The organism is Simiduia curdlanivorans (genome assembly GCF_030409605.1).
GTDB classification, from domain to species: domain Bacteria; phylum Pseudomonadota; class Gammaproteobacteria; order Pseudomonadales; family Cellvibrionaceae; genus Simiduia; species Simiduia curdlanivorans.
Genome location: NZ_JAUFQG010000006.1, coordinates 1,316,056 through 1,335,263, shown reverse-complemented (window position 1 = coordinate 1,335,263; position 19,208 = coordinate 1,316,056). Strand labels below are relative to the sequence as shown.

The window sequence follows — 19,208 nt, the reverse complement described above, 5'->3', positions numbered from 1 at the left end:
GCAGGCAAAAAAACCATGGCTAAAACCCGATTACTGTTGGTTGAGGATGATGAAGATGATTACATCATCACTCGCGATCTGCTTGCAGACATAGATCCATCGGGCTACCAATTAGTGTGGGTTAGCAACCGCGAAAGTGCGGTGCAAAATTTCCAGCAGGGTGAGTACGATATTTGCCTGATGGATTACACGCTAGGCGCATTTACCGGGCTCGAATTATTAACTGAAGCAAAGCAGTTGGGTTTTCAGGCGCCGGTGATCATGTTGACCGGCCACGATGACAGTGCATTGGATGCCGATGCGCTGTCTGCCGGTGCCGTTGATTACTTAGTTAAGACGCAATTAAATGCCGCGCGATTAAGCCGTGCCATCCGTTACGCCATCGCCCGCCGAGACATGGAGCGCGAGCGCTTACAGCGATTGCAAGCACAGGCGGAAAATCAATCGAAAAGCGAGTTCCTCGCGCATTTAAGCCATGAGATTCGCACACCGTTAACATCCATTTTGGGCTACACCGATGTTCTGCTGCAAGCGCAAACAAACCAACAAGCCCAAGCCCACCTAAATATTATCAAGCGCAATGGCCAGCATTTACTGAGCTTACTGAATGACGTATTAGACCTTTCAAAAATTGAGGCCGATCGGTTAGAACTGCAAATTAGCGCCGTGCCGGTAGCCGAATTTTTGTCGGACGTGCACCAATTGATGGTTATTCGGGCGCAAGATAAAGGTATTGGCTTTACCATCAGTGCACTCACTGAGCTACCCACGAGTATCCAATCTGACCCGACGCGCTTGCGCCAGATACTGCTGAATTTATTGAGCAATGCGATTAAATTCACAGACCAAGGCGAGGTCAACTTAGTGGTTGGGGCGGATATAGCCAACGCCCATTGCACACTTAATTTTGCCGTTCATGATACCGGCGTGGGTATAAGCGAAACCGAAATGGCGCGTTTATTTCAGCCCTTTACCCAAGTGAAGGGGGGGCAGAATCGGTTTGAACAAGGTACCGGCCTAGGTTTGGCGATTAGTCAGCAGCTGGCCTCACGCCTCGGCGGCCGGATTCATGCGGCGAGTCAATTAGGCAGAGGCAGCTGCTTTACCTTTAGCCTTAACTGCCCATTATCAGCGGGCGCTAGCGCAGAAACCTGGGCACTGCAGACGCAATCGCGGACGCCGTTAGACAGCTTTGAACGGCTCGATGCCAAGATATTGGTTGCAGATGATCTCGCCGATATTCGCGAGCTCATCGCGCATCTACTCAGTAGTGCCGGCGCTCGTGTTAGTCAGGTGAGTAATGGCGAACAGGCAGTCGCGGAAGTGTTGCAGGCCCGGGCTCAAGGGCAGCCGTTTGATGTGATTGTGATGGATGTTCAAATGCCGGTGGTCGACGGTTTAGCGGCAACCCAACAACTGCGAGCGCAGGGCATAACAACACCGATTATTGCGCTAACGGCACAAACCATGCGCGGCGAACGCCAGCGCTGCTTAGACGCCGGTTGCAACGATCACCTAGGAAAGCCCGTGCAATCAAAACGCCTTGTCGATTGCATAAGGCAGCATTTAAGTGCCGAGGCGAGTATTAAAGCTCCGACAAATAAAACGACGATAGGTAAAACGCTATTATTGGTTGAAGATGATCGCGACGCGCGCGAGGCAACGCAACTTTTATTGGCGAGCCTTGGCTGGGAGGTTAGCGTTTGTGAATGTGCTGCGCAGGCGCTCAGCCACTGTGCGACCCAGAAGCCGTCGTTAATACTCGTCGATATCAACCTACCCGATATGACCGGCTTTGCCTTGGCAAAAAAATTGCGCAAGTTAACACCGGCTAGCCACCTGCTGGCCGCTACGGGTGCGGTGCCAGACGCCGACGTGCTGGCGGCGTCTGACTTCGATGGCGCCATTGAAAAGCCGTTTGACCTCGAGCGGCTTGCCAAGCTTTAGGGTTTCTCCAAACTCTAAAGCTTGGGTTGATGGCTTTTATGCCGTGATTTTTTGTAGATTCAACATCCGGTCGTGGCACAGCTTAATATCCGAGTGCACTTCTTTTTAACACAGCCGCATAAAGGGGCTCGGAGGTTTTATTGAGCGCCGTTTTAAGTTCCACTAACGTTTTATCCTCAACCTCCTCCAGCTGTTCAATATAGGTGTGATCTGGGTCTTTGCTTAATGCCGCTCGTAAGTCAGCGTAAGCCTCGCGCGCCTTAACCACCCAGCTATCGCCCGCTTCGCGCTCGCCGTCCGTCATTTGAGCAAAGGGCTGCAGTTTTATTAATGCATTGTTGCGGGCGTCTACCATCGAGCGAAAAACCATCACCAAGCCGCTGTTGTCGACTTTATCAATGGCGTGCTGGTAAAAATCCTTGCCGCTATTAAGTACTTTAATGATGTTGTTTACATTGTCTGCATTCATCACGTCACCTATTTGCTAGTTCAATTAATACGCTGGCGATAAAAGTGCGATTAATCTACCGCCACTTGAAAGACATATCTACAGGTATTTAAAAATACGCAGCATCATCTCTTGCAACTGAAGGTGCAGGATGCGTGCCAAGCCGTGTTTGCGCTTAATAGCTAGGCTATGCGGGAATGCTCAACTGAAAATGTAATTGGCCGTGAAAAATTTACACTGTATGTTTGAAAAATCTGCATAAAGCGGAGGTATTCTATCTTTTTCGTAATCTTGGGATGATGGGCAATATCTGCTGCGCCTGGCGCACTTGTTGGTAGATTTTTTTAGCTAAAAACCTTTAGTTGTATTGGTTCAGTAACACTGCTTTAGTTTCCCTTAGCAGTTTGGCGCGTGAAATTAATGCTAATGCCTTGATTTACCGCATCGCTAACAGTTGCGCTTAGTTGATCTGCGCCAGCGAGGCTATATTGAATGCGCTTAGGAAAGTCGCGCGCTACGTTTTCAAAGCGCGCGGATGTTGCCGTGCAGCTGGTAAGGCTGAGCACTACGGGTAGCGCATTATGGCTGACCTTAGCAATAAAATACAAAGCGCCAGACATTTCTACGATTCTTAAGGATTCCACGCTTTTTAACTGATTGTCAGAAAAACTCATGCCTTTGCCTTCAAAGGTATGTGAACTTGCGCTTGCCCAGGCTTCTGTTGTGATTTGCTTTCCGCTGTGCGCAACCCAAGAACCTAGGGCACCTCTGAATAACTCCGGTACCTCTCTGGCTTGCAGCAATTTTTGTGAGCGCGGCGCAGCTTCGAAGGCATACCGGGGTCTGTCGAGAAGTTGCAACAAAGCGCACGAAAACTGCTGCAAGCCCCGAAGGGCGTGGCCTGGAGACGTCATCCGCCGCGTTGGAATTCTTGCTAAGGACTAGAGCCATTAACTGCGAATCCCGCCTTGCGGCTAACAGCTCCAGGCCGCGCAGAGTGGTGCCGGAGTTATTCAGAGGTGCCCTAACATCCAATTTAATGTGCTAAGAGAGCTGCAGTTGTCGGCCACAGAGACAGGTGCAACCAGTAGCAGGGCGCAGACTAAGGTGAATTTCATTGCTAGGCCTCTAGGCTATAAAGATCATTTGCAAACATAAACACTATTGGTGGATTCATTATTTTGAAATGGGTTGTAAAAGGAAATAATGTGTGAACTCACATCGTCGAAACACTGGCTAACAACGCCATAAATTGCGGGTCAGGTAGGTTTTGTGACCACATGGAAAACACGCCGCCTGATCTTAGCTGTTGCTTCATCAGGCGCAACTGCGCTTCAGTATAGAAGTCTTGGTTTGAGTCGTTTAAGAATTCGCTTGGTGAGTGATCTATGTCTAGCAGTATGGCATCGAACCGACGGTTCGCCTGTGCCGGATCAAAGCCGGTGGGTTGACCCATGGCTAAATCAAAAAAACTACCGTGAATATAGCGAGAGCGAGCGTCGGCGTTCAAAATCTTGCCGAGCGGTACTTTTTCCTGTTGGTGCCATTGAATAACCGTTTCCAGCGCGTCTACTACCAGTAGTTCCGCTACACGCGTATCCCGCAGCGCCGCAACGGCGGTGTAACCCAGCCCGAGGCCACCGACAACCACCGCTAACTCGTCGCCATCTACAGCGGCGAGACCCAAGGTGGACAAGGCCTCTTCTGCGGCTACAAACATGCTTGACATCAGGTATTCTTCGCCCAGTTTCACCTCGTAAATGGGTTCCTCGCCAAGCATGGGAATGACTCGCCGGCGCAGGGATATTTCACCGAGTGGCGACGGCTGGCTATCGATTTCTTCGAACAACGCGCTCATGGGTAATTTTCCAAGTTGAATATTGAGTAGGGCGTGGGCTTTTGGCACGAGTCTTACTTAAAGACTGAATGCCACTGATACTAACAGACTCAGTCTTAATAACAGCATCAATGTTACTATGCCTGTTGCGCATCACTTTATTGGAGAGCTATGAAGGATTGTAACCAATGCGGTAAGTGCTGTATTAAGTACGGCGGCGCCGATCTTGCGGCCACAAAAGATGAGATAGACTTGTGGGAAATTTTTAATCCAGACATTTTCAAATATGTAAAATCTAACCAGATATGGTTCGATCCTCAATCTGGCGCAAGGCTTGAAAGATGCCCGTTTCTCGAGCTTGCACCTAAACAAGCACCAGCATCTCCAGATAAATATACCTGCAGTATTTACCTCAACAGGCCTGAAGACTGCCGGCAATACCCGAGTCTCATTTCTGAAATGATCAGAGATGAGTGTGAAATGATTGAGCTGGTAGATCTTGATGATCAAATGAAAGCACAAGCGAGGTTAAATGTGCTGATGCGAGATAGCCGCGCTTCATAGGCTAGCTCTAAATGACGTTGAAATTATGACCAATAGGGTGAGATTAAAACTCGACACCCGAAACCGCATTAGCTGAAATCAACCTAAATGACTTCATTTATGTGTGAGCTAAAATGATTAAAACAGTCCATATCGCTTTTTCGCGACGTTCTTCCTATCAACCCTAATGAGGTCATTGATGCGGTGCTGATCAAACTTGTCGAGTAGTAGATCGGAACCCTTACTTAGCTTTAGTTCCATCTCCTCGTCATAGAGCGGGACAAGGCTAAAGAACTCGATGACCTTACTCTCATTAATTCTCAGGCTGGTGAATTCTTCGGGTACATAAACGGAAGGCAGAATAATAGAACCTGACAATTTAGTATTGTCGGCAAAAGGCTCCGCTGGGTTGCCATTTGGAATAGTGTGGCCCCAGCCTAACCAAGTTTCGAATTTGTGCGGGAAACGCGCTAAAAATTTCAGCTGCCTGATAGGCCAATACCAGATTTCGTCTTTGAACGATTCGTCGTCTATTTTCCAATGCTCTGGCAGGGTGACCATTAATTCCATGTAACGCGTTGAATTAACGTCTGTAGGTACATTCATGGCGAGGTCGCTCATGCCTGAGGTTACTAAGGTATGAAACGGCCGCGCTTCGGTTGGTTTAACGTGGTGTATATCTATATGCACAGTATCTGATAATAGCTCGTGAAACACCGAGCTAACCTTGCCAATATGACGTTCAATATGATCTGAAATCTCTTCAATGCACTCCTCACCTGTTGCTGCCTCCCACTCCTTCTCGCCATCGGTATAGCGGAATATTGGGGCGCCTGACATTGATACGATATTGTCTTTCTTGCTCATATTTTGGTTCCGATGTTTCTTATTCGTTGGTTTAGGTTGATGTGGTCACTTTACAGGAATGGATTTTTTGTATTGGGTATTGCATCTGAATGGATTTTTTTCCATTGCCTGCTGGCGAAAATAATTCTTCGTGCAGAGTGCCATCCCTAAAAATTAACTAAGAATTATCTGAAGCTTTCTTCCGCCCGTTGTTATAGCTACTATTACTATGTGAATTGATAAAAATAGTCATTTATCGAGTGCTTTCCTAAGTTTTACCTTACTCTTCATTAACCTAGGGCACTTCATGTTTTCCGCTCTGCACTGATGGTACACAGAAGTATTCAATGCTTATTATGTGTTCTCGAATATCGTCGATAATTTCAATTGCTCCAAGTTCTTGCCTTTGGTTCTGGAGGTCCTGCTATGCAATTTCTAGGAAAGGTTATTCATAAGGGGGCCACTTATTTGGCGACTTACCTTTTATTGCAACGTATGAGAATGGCCATAGTAAGTAGCCGGTTAGCAGTAAATATAAAGCGTTTATGAAAACTGTGTAAATAGACTGTGACTCAAGAACAAGTGCTTGAAGGTGATATGCAAAAGCCACGAAAAAAAGCGCTGCTACGGGTACAGCAAGTACACGTATCAGGGGGGTTATTTTTCGGTCAGTCTTTAGCAGTAATTTAGTGTCAATTGTATTCATTGTTGAACTATCCATGTTTTGTTTGTAAATCGTCTTGATAAATTTCACCAGGCTAGGTGAAGTGTTCTGTGCGAAATTGTGCAGGATGTTATTACGAAGGCTGGTTAGATGCTAGCCTTCGTCCGATAATATTTTATGCCTTATCAATCTCTATATCCCACTCTTCTTCGTATCCGGTGCAATGCTTTGTTGTGCCGGAATCTACCGATGTTGATCGATTAAAATTGGGTTTCCGTCTGGGTCCTCTATGAGAATACTCCCGGGGCCAGTGTCTTGTTTAGCATCGTCGCTCACAACTTTTATACCCCTACGGACGAGTTCATCTCGCAATTGTCTAACGTCTGTGAATTTATCAACGCTCTCTGCGGATTGGTTCCAGCCTGGGTTGAATGTAAGCATGTTTTTTTCGAACATTCCCTGAAATAACCCTATCACATGATCGCCGCTCTTCAGGATTGTCCAGCCCTGTCCACAATCGCCCCCAAGCGACTCAAAGCCAAGCTTCTCATAAAACTTCTTTGACGCCTCAATATCCTTGACGGTAAGGCTTATGGAAAATGCACCTAGATTCATTTTATTCTCCTGTTTGACATTGTTTGTGTTCAAGTGGCATAACAACCTTATTCAATTCCTTGGTGGCGCAATATATTACGTTTCTAAGGCTTATATTCAGAGCAGCGCTGGTGCACCAGTCCAACTCCCCCTTTAATTTCAAGAAGTTATCACAACTCCCAGAATCGGGCGCAAAATAATACGGCTGTTATCCACATATCAATACCCCGAGAATACTCAGCTCAAGCTGGTAATAGGCCTGAGTTAAGCTTTAACTCGCGGAGCCTTGCACGCAATTGATAAGGTAATTCACCCAGCCACTTCACAAGCCACAGGGACGTGGCGCGAGCGACTCAGTGCAGGATAGCACTGATGGAGCGGTGAAGTGGCTGGGGGAATTGCCTGGCACCCAAGGCGCCTGACTCACTGCTTACCTCGCGGAATCATACACCCGGTCGTTAAGGGTATTTATTCAGGCGATTGGCTGATTTTGTGCTTTTTGGTTGGGAGGTTTTTGAGCGGTTGGTAAAGGGAAAATTGGTGGAGTGAAATCGGGCAGCCAGATCGCTGGTTATATATTGGAGTGAGGTGGTGGGCTTGGGGCCACCTTCCTAGGGCTTTTTGTTTTGAATTGTATCGGAGTGGTATCAGTCAGCCAGACCGCCGGTTAAACATTGGGGTGAGGTAGTGGATTCGGGCACACCTTCCTGCGACGGGTTTATTGAATTGAGTCGGAGTGAAATCGGGCAGCCAGAACGCCGGTTAAACATTGGAGTGAGGTGGTGGATTCGGGGCCGCCTTCCTAGGGCTTTTTGTTTTGAATTGTATTGGAGTGAAATCGGGCAGCCAGACCGCCGGTTATATATCGGGGTGAGGTAGTGGATTCGGGCACACCTTCCTAGGGCTTTGTGTTTTGAAATGAACCGGAGTGAAATCGAGCAGCCAGACCGCCATCCATGGCTCTTTCTGGCATACCGGCCATCCATGGCCGTAAAAAACCCTCGCTTTTTAGGGCGAGGGTGAAGGTTCTACTGCAGCAATGCGTAGAAACACCAAGCGGTTCGAAGAGGAAGCCGCTTGATGACTGGGGGCTAATTAGCCGCTATTAGTAGCGGTAATTAGCCTGGATTGCGATGGTGCGTGGTGCTTCAACAAAACCGTAGTAAGCCGGTGTTTGGAAAGTTGAAGCAGATAGCGGCGCCGTGTTGGCATAGGTTAGGGTTTCTTTGTCGGTTAAGTTTTTGCCGACTAAAGCAACCGTCCAGCTCTCCGCTTCCAGCGCGATGCGGCCATTCACTTTAGTGCCGGGTGTGTAGTCCCAGCGTGGGTCAAGATTTGGGTGAATGTACTGCTGGCCTTGGTAAGTTAAATCCAAGGTTGAGTGCAGGGTTAGTTCGCCGAAATCATAGTTGTGATCTAACGAGGTAGAGCCACTCCAGGTTGGTGTGTACTGGCTTTCTTTGCCAGTGTAATCACAGGTGCCTGCAGCTGATTGATTGGTTTGATCGTGGTAGCAGTTGCCGTCTTGGAAATCCAAGTATTCAAAATCTAAATAACCCAGAGCGGCAGTCCACACTAAGTTAAACGGTAATGCCATGCGGCCGTCGATTTCAACACCTTGTACGCGGGCTTTTTTCGCGTTGCCAACGGTGAAGCCTAAAATGCCGTCGAACTGCGAGGTTTGCAGATCTTTGTACTCTGTGTAGAAAACTGCAGCGTTCAATTCAGCGCTGTCGTCGAGTAAGCGCGTTTTAGTACCGAACTCGTAGGTTACCGCTTCTTCGTTTTCGAATTCAAAAGAGGTTACTTGGTTGGCGCGGGTATCGAAGCCGCCAGACTTGAAGCCGGTTGAACCGCTTAAGTAAAGCATCACGTCGTCGTTGGCGATCCACTGCAAAGAGACAGACGGTGTGAACGCCGATTCGTCGCGCTCGCCGGCGAGATTGTGACCCGGGGCGTTAGGCACTAGTACTTTCAGTTCTTCGGTATCTACGTTAAAGGCTTGTTTGACCACAAAGGCCGCGACTGGGTCGGCCAGACCGGTTGCCGTGTTTATCGTGTTCATGCGGCGCGAACCGGTTTTCTCTTCTTCGGTGTAGCGACCGCCGAGGGTTAACGCCCAAGCTTCGTTGATATTCCAAGTGGCCTGCGCAAAGATTGCCGCGGCGGTTGAATCTTGTTCGTAAGCACGGGGTACATTAATGCCTTGGATTAAAGCCAGCTGTGGATCTAATAAACCGAGGATGCTGGTTTCAGAAAAATAAGTGGCTTCGTTGTAATCCAGTGTGTTGTCTTGATAGAACACGCCGGCAATCCAGTCTACGGTTTCGCCGCCGGGAGATACTAAACGGAACTCTTGGCTAACCTGACGATACTCTTCGTTGGATTCGATATTAAAAACGTCGGCACCGGTGAAATCACAATCGCAGTTTTCACTGAACTCGTAGCCGGCCCAGCCCGTTACCGAAGTCAGGGTGGCGAAGCCAGCGTCGTAATTGGCGGTGATGGTGACGTTGTCTACGGTGTTATCTGAGTACTCGGCTGAGTCGGCTTGACGCACGAAATCCAGCTCGTTATCCATCATGCGTGGGTCGCCGGTTAGCTGGGCCAAAATTTGACCATATTGAACGCCGTCGCCACGGGGTAATTCTTTAACGATTTCAATTTGGCGGCCTTTTACGTCGAAGGTATCGCGCTCGGCTTTCAAGGTGACATCGAAGCTTTCGGTAACATCCCACGTGATGGTGCCGCGAATGGCGCGTTCTTCGCGGTTGGGTTCATCGCGATCTTGCAGTTGGTTTTCAATATAGCCGTCGTCGTTATAACCGCGGATAGCTAAGCGTGCACGCACGGTATCGCTCAGTGGGCCAGAGGCCACTAAATTGACTTCGCGCTGGTTGTAGGTTGGCTCGTAGAGCACGCCAGCTTTTAATTCCATTTCATCGGTGGGCTTGGCGGTGGTCATGTTAATGGCGCCAGCGATGGAGTTTTTACCGAACAGAATGCCCTGTGGGCCGCGCAGTACTTCGATGCGCTCTAAATCCATGAAGGGCGCGCGGCTTAGCTGCGCGCGGCCGTAGTAAATACCGTCAATATAAGTGCCGACGGACTGCTCGAAGGCCTGGTTGATGCCCGAGCCGATGCCGCGGATAAAAATCTGAGTACCGATGCCGGTTTCGCTCATGGAGAAGTTAGGCACATAGGCGGTCACGTCTTCCATGGTAGTCAGGTTGCCTTCGGCTAGCTTATCGCCGCCAATGGCATTAATAGAAACAGGTACATCCTGCAAGCTTTGTGGGCGCTTCTGCGCGGTAACCACAACTTCCTCGAGCACTTGTGCGTAACCCGTGGTGCTTGATAGTGCCAGCGCCGTTAGGGCGGCTACCAATGGCTTCTTGATTAAAGCATTGTTCATTCTCTCTCTCCTGAGTTCGCTAGTATTGTTATGTTTTTCAATGACAGCGGGCGGTTTTTACCCAGCTTGCCGGCGCAGACTATAGCGGAGGCGGCGGGCGGCAACTATTCGTCGGGCGACAGGCTGCTATTCCCAAAGCGACATGGGCGGTGAAGGGGCAAGGCAGGCGGGTAGTAAATTAAGTGACTGTTACAGCAATGTTAAGGTGGCGAAGGCCGCCACAATGCCGAGCACGAGGATGACGATGGTGTTGCGGATGCGGTGATCCTGTATTGGGGGCGGCGCGGGTTGCTCCACTTTGGCTCGGAGCATATGGGCGCTGGTCGCTAACTGTTTCGACTTCTCGAGCTTGGCCTGGGTGACTTTCAGGGCCTCAATTTCGCGCTCTAAAAACGGTTGTTTGGTTTGATCGCACACGGCCAGCTGGGCTTCGCATTGCGTCAGCGTTTCCTGTAAACGGGCGAGTTGGGCATCTATATTGGCGACAACAGTTTCAAATGACACGCATGTTCCTCGTTTCGGTGCTGGGTCGAGTATAACCAATAGGACGAAGGCTACACCATTGTGCCGGTCGAAATCTGCCAAACAGAGCAGGGTTTACACCAAGCTGGAAGCTTGGCGCGGTGCACAGCGGCCGGCAATCCTTACAAAGGTGCATACGTATTCAGCGCTCAATATGGGCTGCATACGTATGTAGTCGCTTGTGGTAGGCGCGTAACCTTGGCTTAAATTGTCGAGATTGTCGGGCGATGATAACTACAAATAAGATAAACATTTTGTTGCTGTGCCTTCTCGCCAACCGTGCTTCGGCTGCCGGTTGAGAGCCAAGTACCCTAAAAAATAAACATAATCACAGGGTAATGAACATGAAATTAACGAAACGTTGTCTCACGGCAGCGTCGCTCGGCCTTGCGCTGGGTTGCGCCTCTTTGTCGGCCAGTGCCGGCACCGCCTTCGTCCATTTATTCGAATGGAAATGGAATGATATCGCCACGGAATGCGAGGTGAATTTAGGTCCCAAGGGCTTTGATGCGGTACAGATCTCGCCGCCGCACGAACACACCGCCGGCCCCTATTGGTGGACGCGCTACCAACCTGTGTCATTTACCAACTTAACCAGCCGCAGCGGTACCGAAGCCGAATTGCAGAGCATGATCAATCGCTGTCATGCCGCCGGTGTAAAAATATATGCCGATGTGGTGATGAATAACTGGGCCTCCTACCAAGATCACGGCAATATTGCCTCCGGTGGCGACAGCTGGAGCCCGCGCAATTATCCCGATTTAAGCAGTCAAGATTTCCACAATGACTGCACTATTTCCAATTATGGCGATGCCAACAATGTGTGGGATTGCGGTTTGTATGGCATGCCGGATTTACACACCGGGCGCAGCAATTCGCAAGATTACGTGGCCAATTATTTGAAAAAGCTTACCGCCATGGGGGTCGATGGTTTCCGTATCGATGCGGCGAAACATATTCGCCCAAGCGAGTTAGATACGGTGATGGCGAAGGCCAATCGACCCTGGTCTTTCTTGGAGGTGATTGGTGCCTCGGGTGAAGCTGTGCAGCCCACGCAATACACGTATATAGCGCCGGTCACCGAGTTTGGTTACGGCACCGCCGTGGCGGGAAACTTTAACGGCCAAATTAAAAACCTAAAAACCTTGGGCACGTCTTGGGGCTTGTTGCCGTCGGATAAAGCCATCGTGTTTATCGACAACCACGATCGCGAGCGCGGTCACGGCGGTGGCGGCAACTTAACGTACAAGGAAGGGGTTAAATATAATTTGGCCAACATTTATATGCTGGCCTTCCCCTATGGTTATCCGAAAGTGATGTCGGGTTACAAATTTACCGATACCGATGCCGGCCCACCGGCGGGTAATACCAATTGCGATAACGCGCAGTGGGTGTGCCAGCACCGCTGGGCAAATATCGCCAACATGGTGGGCTTCCGCAATTTCACCGTGGGCGCATGGAGCGTTAATAACTGGTGGGATAACGGCAACAATCAAATTGCCTTTGGGCGCGGCGACAAGGGCTTTGTGGTGATTAACAATGAATCCGGCGCTTTGCAACAGACTTTACAAACCGGCCTGCCCGCCGGCGATTACTGCAATATTTTAGCCGGCGCGGCCGAGTGTAGTGGGCCAATGATTACCGTGGCAGCTAACGGCATGGCGACGTTTAATGTTGCCGGCAATGCCGCTGCCGCCATTCACGGTGGCGCAAAAGGTACCGGTTGCACCACCAATTGCCCATTGGCGAAGGTGTTTCCGCAGTTGAATGTGCGCGGTACCTTCAACGGCTGGAGCAACAAGGCAATGACGCTGGTGGCTAATAATACTTGGGAGACGACCATCACTCTCACCGGCGGTAGCAGCCAGCGCCTGAAGCTCGATGTGTATGGCGATTGGAGCCAAAACTATGGCGACACCAATAGCGATGGCATCTTGGAGCGCACCGGCGCCGATATTTATAATGCCGGCAGCGGTGACTACAAGCTTACCGTTAACGACCAAACCTTGGCGTATAGCTTGGTAAAAGTCGGTCAGTGCACGACCTGTTACACCAGTGTTTTACCAACCCTATCTTTCCGCGGTACCGCCAATGGTTGGTCTACCAGTGCGATGAGCTTAGTGGCGAATAATACCTGGGAAGTGACAGTAAGCTTTGACGGGCAAAGCAATCAGCGCTTTAAGTTTGACGTGAAGGGCGACTGGAGCCAAAACTACGGCGACAACAATGCCGACTTCGTGCTCGAGCAAACCGGCGCGGATATTTTTACTAACGTGATTGGCTCTTATAAAGTGCGAGTGAATGATCAATCTATGACCTATTCGCTTACGGCTCAGTAGTTTTTAGGTAGTGAAAAAAGCCGCTGCCATGCAGCGGCTTTTTTTGTGTGAATCACCACGGGTAAAATACCTGGGATTGTCTATTCTGCGAGTTGGCGATATTGGCCGGCGTGAAATATCAGCGGCTTACCGTCTTTAACATCAAAACTGAGCACGCGGCCCACCATAATAATGTGATCGCCACCCTCGTATTTGTATTCCAACTGGCACTCGTAGCAAGCGATGCACTCGTCGAGTTTTGGGCTATCGAGCAGCCCCGTGGTTATGGGCAATTGGGCGAATTTATCTTCCGGGCTGGGGCGGCCGAATAGGTCGGATAATGCTTGCTGATTTTCATTGAGCACATGAATGGCGAAATGATCGGTTTCGGCAAAGACATCAAAGCAGTTTGCCGTTTTTGCGATGCTCCACAACACCAACGGCGGATCGAGTGACACGCTATTGAAACTGCTGGCCGTCATGCCCACCGGGTTGCCCTGTTTATCGCGCGTGGTAATGATGGTTACGCCCGTGGGAAAGGCGCCGAGCGCATTGCGAAAGGCCAGTGTGTCGAAGGCCGACGGCTCGGGTGGCATGCTCATAGTGTGGTCTCGATTTTCTCGATTGCTGGTGCACAGCGAAATCAGGCGGATGAATTGGGCCGTTATTGTACCTTTTTTAAGGTCGGCGTGCTTTTGCCTAAGTAGCCACCTAATGCGGCTTGTACGGCGGCTACCGGTGCATCAATAAAAAGTTCGCTATCGCTTATTGGCCTGGGCTGTGAGCCCGAGTTGTTGTTTAGCGGGTTTATTCCGTTTCCAGCTGGCCGCCGTGCCAGCGCTTCAGGCCGGAAACTTCAATATCGAACAGATCTAGCACCCTGGCCAAGCTGTGATCAACCATCTGCTCGAGGGACGTGGGCTTGGCGTAAAACGCCGGTAGCGGCGGCGCGATGACGGCACCCATTTCCGATAGTGCGGTCATGGTGCGCAAGTGGCCGGTATGGAAGGGTGTTTCGCGCACCATCAGCACTAATCGGCGGCGCTCTTTCAAAACCACATCGGCGGCGCGCGCGACTAGGCCTGTGGTAATGCCCGTGGCAATCTCGCCCATGGTCTTGACCGAGCAGGGCGCAACAATCATGCCTTCGGTTTTGTAGCTGCCACTGGCGATGGTGGCGCCTATGTTTTTCGGTGCGTGTACTACGTTGGCCAGCGCTTTTACGTCGTCGGGCTTGAGATCGGATTCGTAGTGCAGCGTCAGTTCGGCGGCTTTACTCATGACCAGATGGGTTTCAATGTCGGTAGCTTTGAGTAGCTCGAGTAGGCGAACACCGTAAACGACGCCAGAAGCACCGGTAATGCCGACAATCAGCCTGCGTGGGTGAGACATAGGTAGACTCAATTCTCGTTAGATTGCTAGTGATTCCTAGTAAGGCGGCAGGCTCGACTGTGGCGGAGTCTGGCACCTTAGCGTTGGTATTGTGTGGGCAGAATAACCTAGAATGCGAGGCAATGTTAATCGGGAGTAGCAAGTTTGCTGGGGCGAAATTTTCCGAGTAGTGGTTTTACCTTGGTGGAGCTGGTGGCAATCATCGTGATTGTGGGCGTTATTGCCGCACTCGCTATTCCCCGTTTTGTGAATTTGTCTGAAGAGGCGCAATTAGCCCAGGTTGCCGGCGTGCTCGGTGCCTTGCGCTCGGGGCAACAGCAAGTGATGGCGCAATATCGGGTGCAGGGCTCGCCCGGCGATGGCGTGGCTGGGAATAGAACCGTGATGGTTGACGGCATACCGGTTCGATTTAACGCCGGCCAGATTCGCACCACACTTAATTCCAATCACGTACCCACGGTGCCGCAAAATAGAAATGCCGCCTATACCCGTTTGTTCTTTTTGTTTTTGCGCACGGCACCGGCCGAGATAGTGGCGCGCAACGGGGCCGATAGCGGGTGGGCCATGTTAGGCAATAATGCCAGCTGCGCGGCCGGTCTTAATCCACGGCGGTGCTGGGAATACCGAAGTGGCGGCGCGCGGGTGGCGCGCATCACTTATTTTTCCAGCACTGGGTTGTTCGTGCAGGACTGACTTAGTGGTTGAGATCTGGCACCGCCGGCGTCGGGCTATCTTGCCCGGAGCTGGCATGGTTTTGCCGCAACAGGCTTGTGAAGGTTTCGGCATCGAGTGGCTTAGACCAATAGTAGCCCTGACCCAAGTCGCAGCCGAGTACAGCTAATTTTGCCATGATCTCGGCGTCCTCAATGCCCTCGGCAACCGTGGTTAAACCTAAGCTTTTGGCAAAATTAATGATGGCGATGGTGATATTTAAATCTTGTTCCGAGTCGAGTATTTTTCGCACAAAGGATTGGTCTATTTTGAGCGACTCGATATCAAATTTGCTGAGGTAGCCGAGGTTGGAATAGCCGGTGCCGAAGTCGTCGATGGAAAAGCTAACCCCGTGGGCACGTAACTTGTCGACTTGAATGCGGACTTTTTCAGCGTCGCCTAGCAATAAACTTTCGGTCAATTCTAACTCTAGAAATTGGCCATCTAGATCAGATTTCTTCAATGCTTTTTTAACTTCGCGCTCAAGATTTCCACGGCTGAACTGCACCGAAGAAAGGTTGACCGCTATGTCGAGTGATGCGAAGCCCTGGTCGTGCCAGGCGCGGCATTGTGTGCAAGCTTGTTGTAATACCCATTTACCTATATCGATAATCAGCCCGGTTTCCTCCGCCAAAGCCATAAAGACCGCCGGTGCTAACAGCCCCTTCTCTGGGTGCTGCCAGCGCAGTAGCGCCTCGGCTCCGACCCATTGGCCCGAGTCTAAAGCGATTTTTGGCTGGTAGTGCAATCTAAATTCTTGGCGTTTAATGGCGAGGCGCAAGCCGGTGATCAATTCAAACCGCTCTTGGCTTAAGGTATTCATCTGGTCGTTGAAAAAGCGGCATAAATTTTTGCCGTCGGCCTTGGCTTGGTACATGGCGATATCAGCGTTTTTACAATACGCATCAAAGCTATCACCGTCTTGTGGTGCCAGCACTATGCCGATGGAGGCGGAGGTGTCGATAAAATGCTGCTCTAACTCTAAGGGTTTTGACAGCGCCTTGAGTAATTTAGTGCTGATGCGTTCGGCCTGAGTTGCGTCTTGCAAGTCGGTTAATATTACGATGAATTCATCTCCGCCAAATCGGCAGGCCGTATCGGATGCGCGAATATTATCGGTAATGCGATCGGCGATGGTTTTAAGCACGGCATCGCCAACGGAGTGCCCGAGCGAGTCGTTGATGGTTTTAAAGTTATCCAAGTCGATAAAGAGCAGGGCACAAATTCCGCCGCGCCTTTGTAGCGTATGCAGCGCCAGATTAAATCGGTTTTCACACAGGGCGCGATTGGGCAGGCCCGTTAGGCTGTCGTATTGGGCGAGGTAAGAAGCCTTTGCCTCAGACACGCGGAATTTTTCGTTCTCGTGTTCTAAGCGTGTTAGCGCATTGCGTAAATCGGCTGCCTGAAATCTGACGGTAAGACCAATAATGAGAAGGATAATTAGTGCGTCGGAAATGGCAGTCCAGTTCAAGGCTGCCTGGTTAAACTCTTTCCACTGGTAGATGTCACTCGCGCCTACGAAAATGACGCTAAGGATGAGAAAGCTAAATAGCGAGACGAATAGCCGAGTGTTACCAAACAACGCCGCAAATATTAGGATGGCGGGGTAAGCGAGCAGGGCTGGATCTCTTAGCCCTGAGTTGATAACAATAGAGCCAGTTAGGCTGAGTGATAGGGTCCACAGTAGGATGGCGGCGGCTTGATTGATTTTGTTGTTTTTAAGGTCTCTGAGCCCCCAAATCAATACGCATTCGCCCAACACGAGGATCGCGAGCGTGGGTAAATCACTGGATATTTGCCAGTTGGCAAAAATGGCAATACCGAGGCCTGTCAGCGTAATCCAATAAACCTGCTTTAAACGCTGTGCTCGAAAGCGCGCCAGTTCGCTGATGGGGAGTTTATGGCCTTTGGTCATAATCCTGTTAAATGGTTGCTTGTGCGGTCCATTGAGCATAGCAGCCGAAAAAGCAAAACGCCGAGCGAAGCTCGGCGTTTTGCTGTTGCGCTAGAGTCTTGGCAAATTACGATTTACTTTGCGCAATCCATTGATTAACGCGTTCTTCTAGCACGTTCAGCGGCACTGGGCCGGAAGTCAGTACCAGATCGTGGTATTGACGAATATCGAACTTATCGCCCATTTCCACTTTGGCTTTTTCGCGCAGCTCTAAAATTTTGATCATCCCAATCTTGTAGGCAGTGGCTTGAGACGGCATAACAATATAGCGCTCAATCGCTTTGACGCTGTCGGCCTTGGCGTTGGGGGTGTTGGTAACTAGGTAGTCGATGGCCTGCTCGCGGGTCCATTTCTTGTTGTGGATACCGGTGTCGACCACGAGGCGACAGGCGCGCCATAACTCCATGGCCAAGCGGCCAAAATCTGAGTAGGGGTCTGCATAGAGGCCCATTTCCTTGGGCAGGTATTCGGTGTACAGGCCCCAACCTTCAGAGTAGGCGGTGTAGTGGCCAAACTTTCTGAACTTGGGAACATTTTCCAACTCGGTGGCAATGGCCAATTGCATGTGGTGGCCAGGGATGCCCTCGTGATAGGCCAGTGCTTCCATTTGATAGGTGGGCATAGACTTCATGTCGTAGAGGTTGGCGTAGTAAATACCGGGGCGCGCACCGTTCGGTGCTGGGCGCTGGTAAAAGGCTTTGCCGGCCGATTTTTCCCGGAAGGCTTCAACCGCTTTTACTTCAAGGTCAGCTTTTGGTTTGGTAATGAAAAGCTCATCTAAGCGGCCTTTCATGTTGTCGATCAGCGCGGTCGCTTCGTTCAGGTAGCGCTGCTTACCTGCATCGGTGGTTGGGTAATAGAACTGATCGTCGTCGCGCATGAAAACGAAAAACTCTTGCAGGCTGCCCTCAAATTTCACCTGCTTCATAATCGCGCGCATTTCGTCGTGGATGCGAGCAACTTCTTTCAGGCCGATAGCGTGAATCTGTTCGGCGCTGAGATCGGTTGTGGTGGTTTTTGCCAGCGATGCATTGTAGAAGGCTTCGCCCTTGGGGAATTTCCAGGCGCCGTCGCGCGTGTCTGCTTTTTTCTCAAGTTTTTTCAGGTAGCTAACAAGCTCGGTGTAGGCAGGTTTCAGGCTTTGTTTCAGTGCCTTTTCGCCATTGCTTAACAGCGTCGCTTTTTCTTTCTGGTCGATTTCCAGTGCGTTCACTTTTTTGCGGAAGTCGGCCATCAGAGGGCTGTCTTCGGATTTATCAAAGGGCGCGCCTTTGATTATGTTTTCGCTATCGCTGATGACGTAGGGGAAGACAAACTTAGGAGCAATAATGCCGGCCTTGGCCCGCTCGTCTAAATTGGCAATCAGTTGCTTCATCATTTTAGGTACGCCGTTGAGGCGACCGATATAGGCCTCAGCATCGCTAACGCTATCAACGCGGTGCTGATTGATGAGGAAAGACGGCACCATAGAGTGGGTGCCAAACATTTGGTTGACCGGGTAATTGTGTAAACGCCACTGCTCGAACGCAATGTCTTGTTTCAATTGCTCTTCCAGTAAGCGATAGCTCAACGCATTGTCGGTGGAGAGCTTGCTGCTATCGATAGCCTGCAAGCGTGCGAGTTGCTGTTTGGTGAGTGCGAAGCCCTCTTGTTCGAAGGCGGGCGAGAGGTCGTCCCATTGGTCGTAATTGGTCTTCATGCCGAGGTAAGTTTGAAACACAGGGCTGCGATCTAGGCCTTCATTGAAAACTGTTTCAAATAGCGCTTCTGCTTTTTCGTCTTCGTTGGCGAGTGACAGCTGCGCGGACATCGCCAGCAGTAGACCTAAGCTTGCACTGGCAAGCCGTTTAAAGTTGGGCTTCATAAAGACCTCTTTTGAGTGGTTTTGGGTAGTCGGGCAGTATACGGGTTGAGCTGTGTGCGGGGCGTGAAACCCGTTCAGCTGAGTTTAGCGCGAGATAAGACGAGTGGATGGCGCCACTAGGGCTATTGACAGGGGGGCTAAGAGGTTAGGGTG

Annotated in this window: 15 protein-coding genes; 4 read left to right on the top strand and 11 right to left on the bottom strand. The window is 50.4% G+C overall.

What is annotated here, in order from left to right; all coding sequences use genetic code 11:
• Nucleotides 1–15: 15 nt before the first annotated feature.
• Nucleotides 16–1,947 carry a hybrid sensor histidine kinase/response regulator gene (locus tag QWY82_RS19750; RefSeq protein WP_290265665.1) on the top strand — a complete coding sequence of 644 codons (1,932 nt, stop codon included), beginning with the start codon at nt 16–18 and terminating at the stop codon, nt 1,945–1,947.
• Nucleotides 1,948–2,029: 82 nt separating this feature from the next.
• On the opposite strand, the gene QWY82_RS19745 is transcribed toward QWY82_RS19750, so the two are convergent.
• From QWY82_RS19745 to QWY82_RS19735, 3 genes are all read right to left on the bottom strand, one after another.
• Entirely contained in the window at nt 2,030–2,416 is a 387-nt protein-coding gene (locus QWY82_RS19745) for a PA2169 family four-helix-bundle protein (RefSeq protein ID WP_290265664.1), read from the bottom strand.
• Nucleotides 2,417–2,781: 365 nt separating this feature from the next.
• Complete coding sequence (locus QWY82_RS19740; protein ID WP_290265663.1) at nt 2,782–3,309, bottom strand: DUF6265 family protein; 528 nt, start codon at nt 3,307–3,309, stop codon at nt 2,782–2,784.
• Between the two features lie 302 nt (nt 3,310–3,611).
• Nucleotides 3,612–4,301, bottom strand: coding sequence for a class I SAM-dependent methyltransferase (locus QWY82_RS19735; RefSeq protein ID WP_290265662.1), 690 nt, complete (start codon nt 4,299–4,301; stop codon nt 3,612–3,614).
• 102 nt (nt 4,302–4,403) lie between these two features.
• Between QWY82_RS19735 and QWY82_RS19730 the strand changes: the two genes are divergently transcribed.
• Nucleotides 4,404–4,796 carry a YkgJ family cysteine cluster protein gene (locus QWY82_RS19730; RefSeq protein ID WP_290265661.1) on the top strand — a complete coding sequence of 131 codons (393 nt, stop codon included), beginning with the start codon at nt 4,404–4,406 and terminating at the stop codon, nt 4,794–4,796.
• 117 nt (nt 4,797–4,913) lie between these two features.
• On the opposite strand, the gene QWY82_RS19725 is transcribed toward QWY82_RS19730, so the two are convergent.
• From QWY82_RS19725 to QWY82_RS19710, 4 genes are all read right to left on the bottom strand, one after another.
• Nucleotides 4,914–5,642 carry a suppressor of fused domain protein gene (locus tag QWY82_RS19725; RefSeq protein WP_290265659.1) on the bottom strand — a complete coding sequence of 243 codons (729 nt, stop codon included), beginning with the start codon at nt 5,640–5,642 and terminating at the stop codon, nt 4,914–4,916.
• 886 nt (nt 5,643–6,528) lie between these two features.
• Entirely contained in the window at nt 6,529–6,900 is a 372-nt protein-coding gene (locus tag QWY82_RS19720) for a VOC family protein (RefSeq protein ID WP_290265658.1), read from the bottom strand.
• A 1,084-nt stretch (nt 6,901–7,984) separates the two neighbouring features.
• Nucleotides 7,985–10,294 carry a TonB-dependent receptor gene (locus QWY82_RS19715; RefSeq protein ID WP_290265656.1) on the bottom strand — a complete coding sequence of 770 codons (2,310 nt, stop codon included), beginning with the start codon at nt 10,292–10,294 and terminating at the stop codon, nt 7,985–7,987.
• Between the two features lie 189 nt (nt 10,295–10,483).
• Nucleotides 10,484–10,798, bottom strand: a complete 315-nt coding sequence (locus QWY82_RS19710) for a hypothetical protein (protein ID WP_290265653.1) — start codon at nt 10,796–10,798, stop codon at nt 10,484–10,486.
• Nucleotides 10,799–11,160: 362 nt separating this feature from the next.
• Between QWY82_RS19710 and QWY82_RS19705 the strand changes: the two genes are divergently transcribed.
• Nucleotides 11,161–13,155: an alpha amylase C-terminal domain-containing protein gene (locus QWY82_RS19705; protein ID WP_290265652.1), complete on the top strand. Its 1,995-nt coding sequence runs from the start codon at nt 11,161–11,163 to the stop codon at nt 13,153–13,155.
• An 80-nt stretch (nt 13,156–13,235) separates the two neighbouring features.
• On the opposite strand, the gene QWY82_RS19700 is transcribed toward QWY82_RS19705, so the two are convergent.
• Complete coding sequence (locus tag QWY82_RS19700; protein WP_290265650.1) at nt 13,236–13,736, bottom strand: flavin reductase family protein; 501 nt, start codon at nt 13,734–13,736, stop codon at nt 13,236–13,238.
• Between the two features lie 205 nt (nt 13,737–13,941).
• The gene (locus QWY82_RS19695) at nt 13,942–14,526 is read right to left on the bottom strand and encodes a UbiX family flavin prenyltransferase (protein WP_290265648.1); all 585 of its coding nucleotides are present in this window, start codon (nt 14,524–14,526) and stop codon (nt 13,942–13,944) included.
• A gap of 144 nt (nt 14,527–14,670) precedes the next feature.
• On the opposite strand from QWY82_RS19695, the gene QWY82_RS19690 reads away from it, so the two are divergent.
• Nucleotides 14,671–15,219 carry a prepilin-type N-terminal cleavage/methylation domain-containing protein gene (locus tag QWY82_RS19690; protein WP_290265646.1) on the top strand — a complete coding sequence of 183 codons (549 nt, stop codon included), beginning with the start codon at nt 14,671–14,673 and terminating at the stop codon, nt 15,217–15,219.
• A gap of 1 nt (nt 15,220) precedes the next feature.
• Here the strand turns inward: QWY82_RS19690 and QWY82_RS19685 are convergent, their stop codons facing one another.
• Both QWY82_RS19685 and QWY82_RS19680 read right to left on the bottom strand, forming a co-directional pair.
• Nucleotides 15,221–17,152, bottom strand: a complete 1,932-nt coding sequence (locus QWY82_RS19685) for a putative bifunctional diguanylate cyclase/phosphodiesterase (protein WP_290265644.1) — start codon at nt 17,150–17,152, stop codon at nt 15,221–15,223.
• A gap of 106 nt (nt 17,153–17,258) precedes the next feature.
• Nucleotides 17,259–19,055, bottom strand: a complete 1,797-nt coding sequence (locus QWY82_RS19680) for a DUF885 domain-containing protein (RefSeq protein WP_290265642.1) — start codon at nt 19,053–19,055, stop codon at nt 17,259–17,261.
• Between the last annotated feature and the right edge of the window lie 153 nt (nt 19,056–19,208).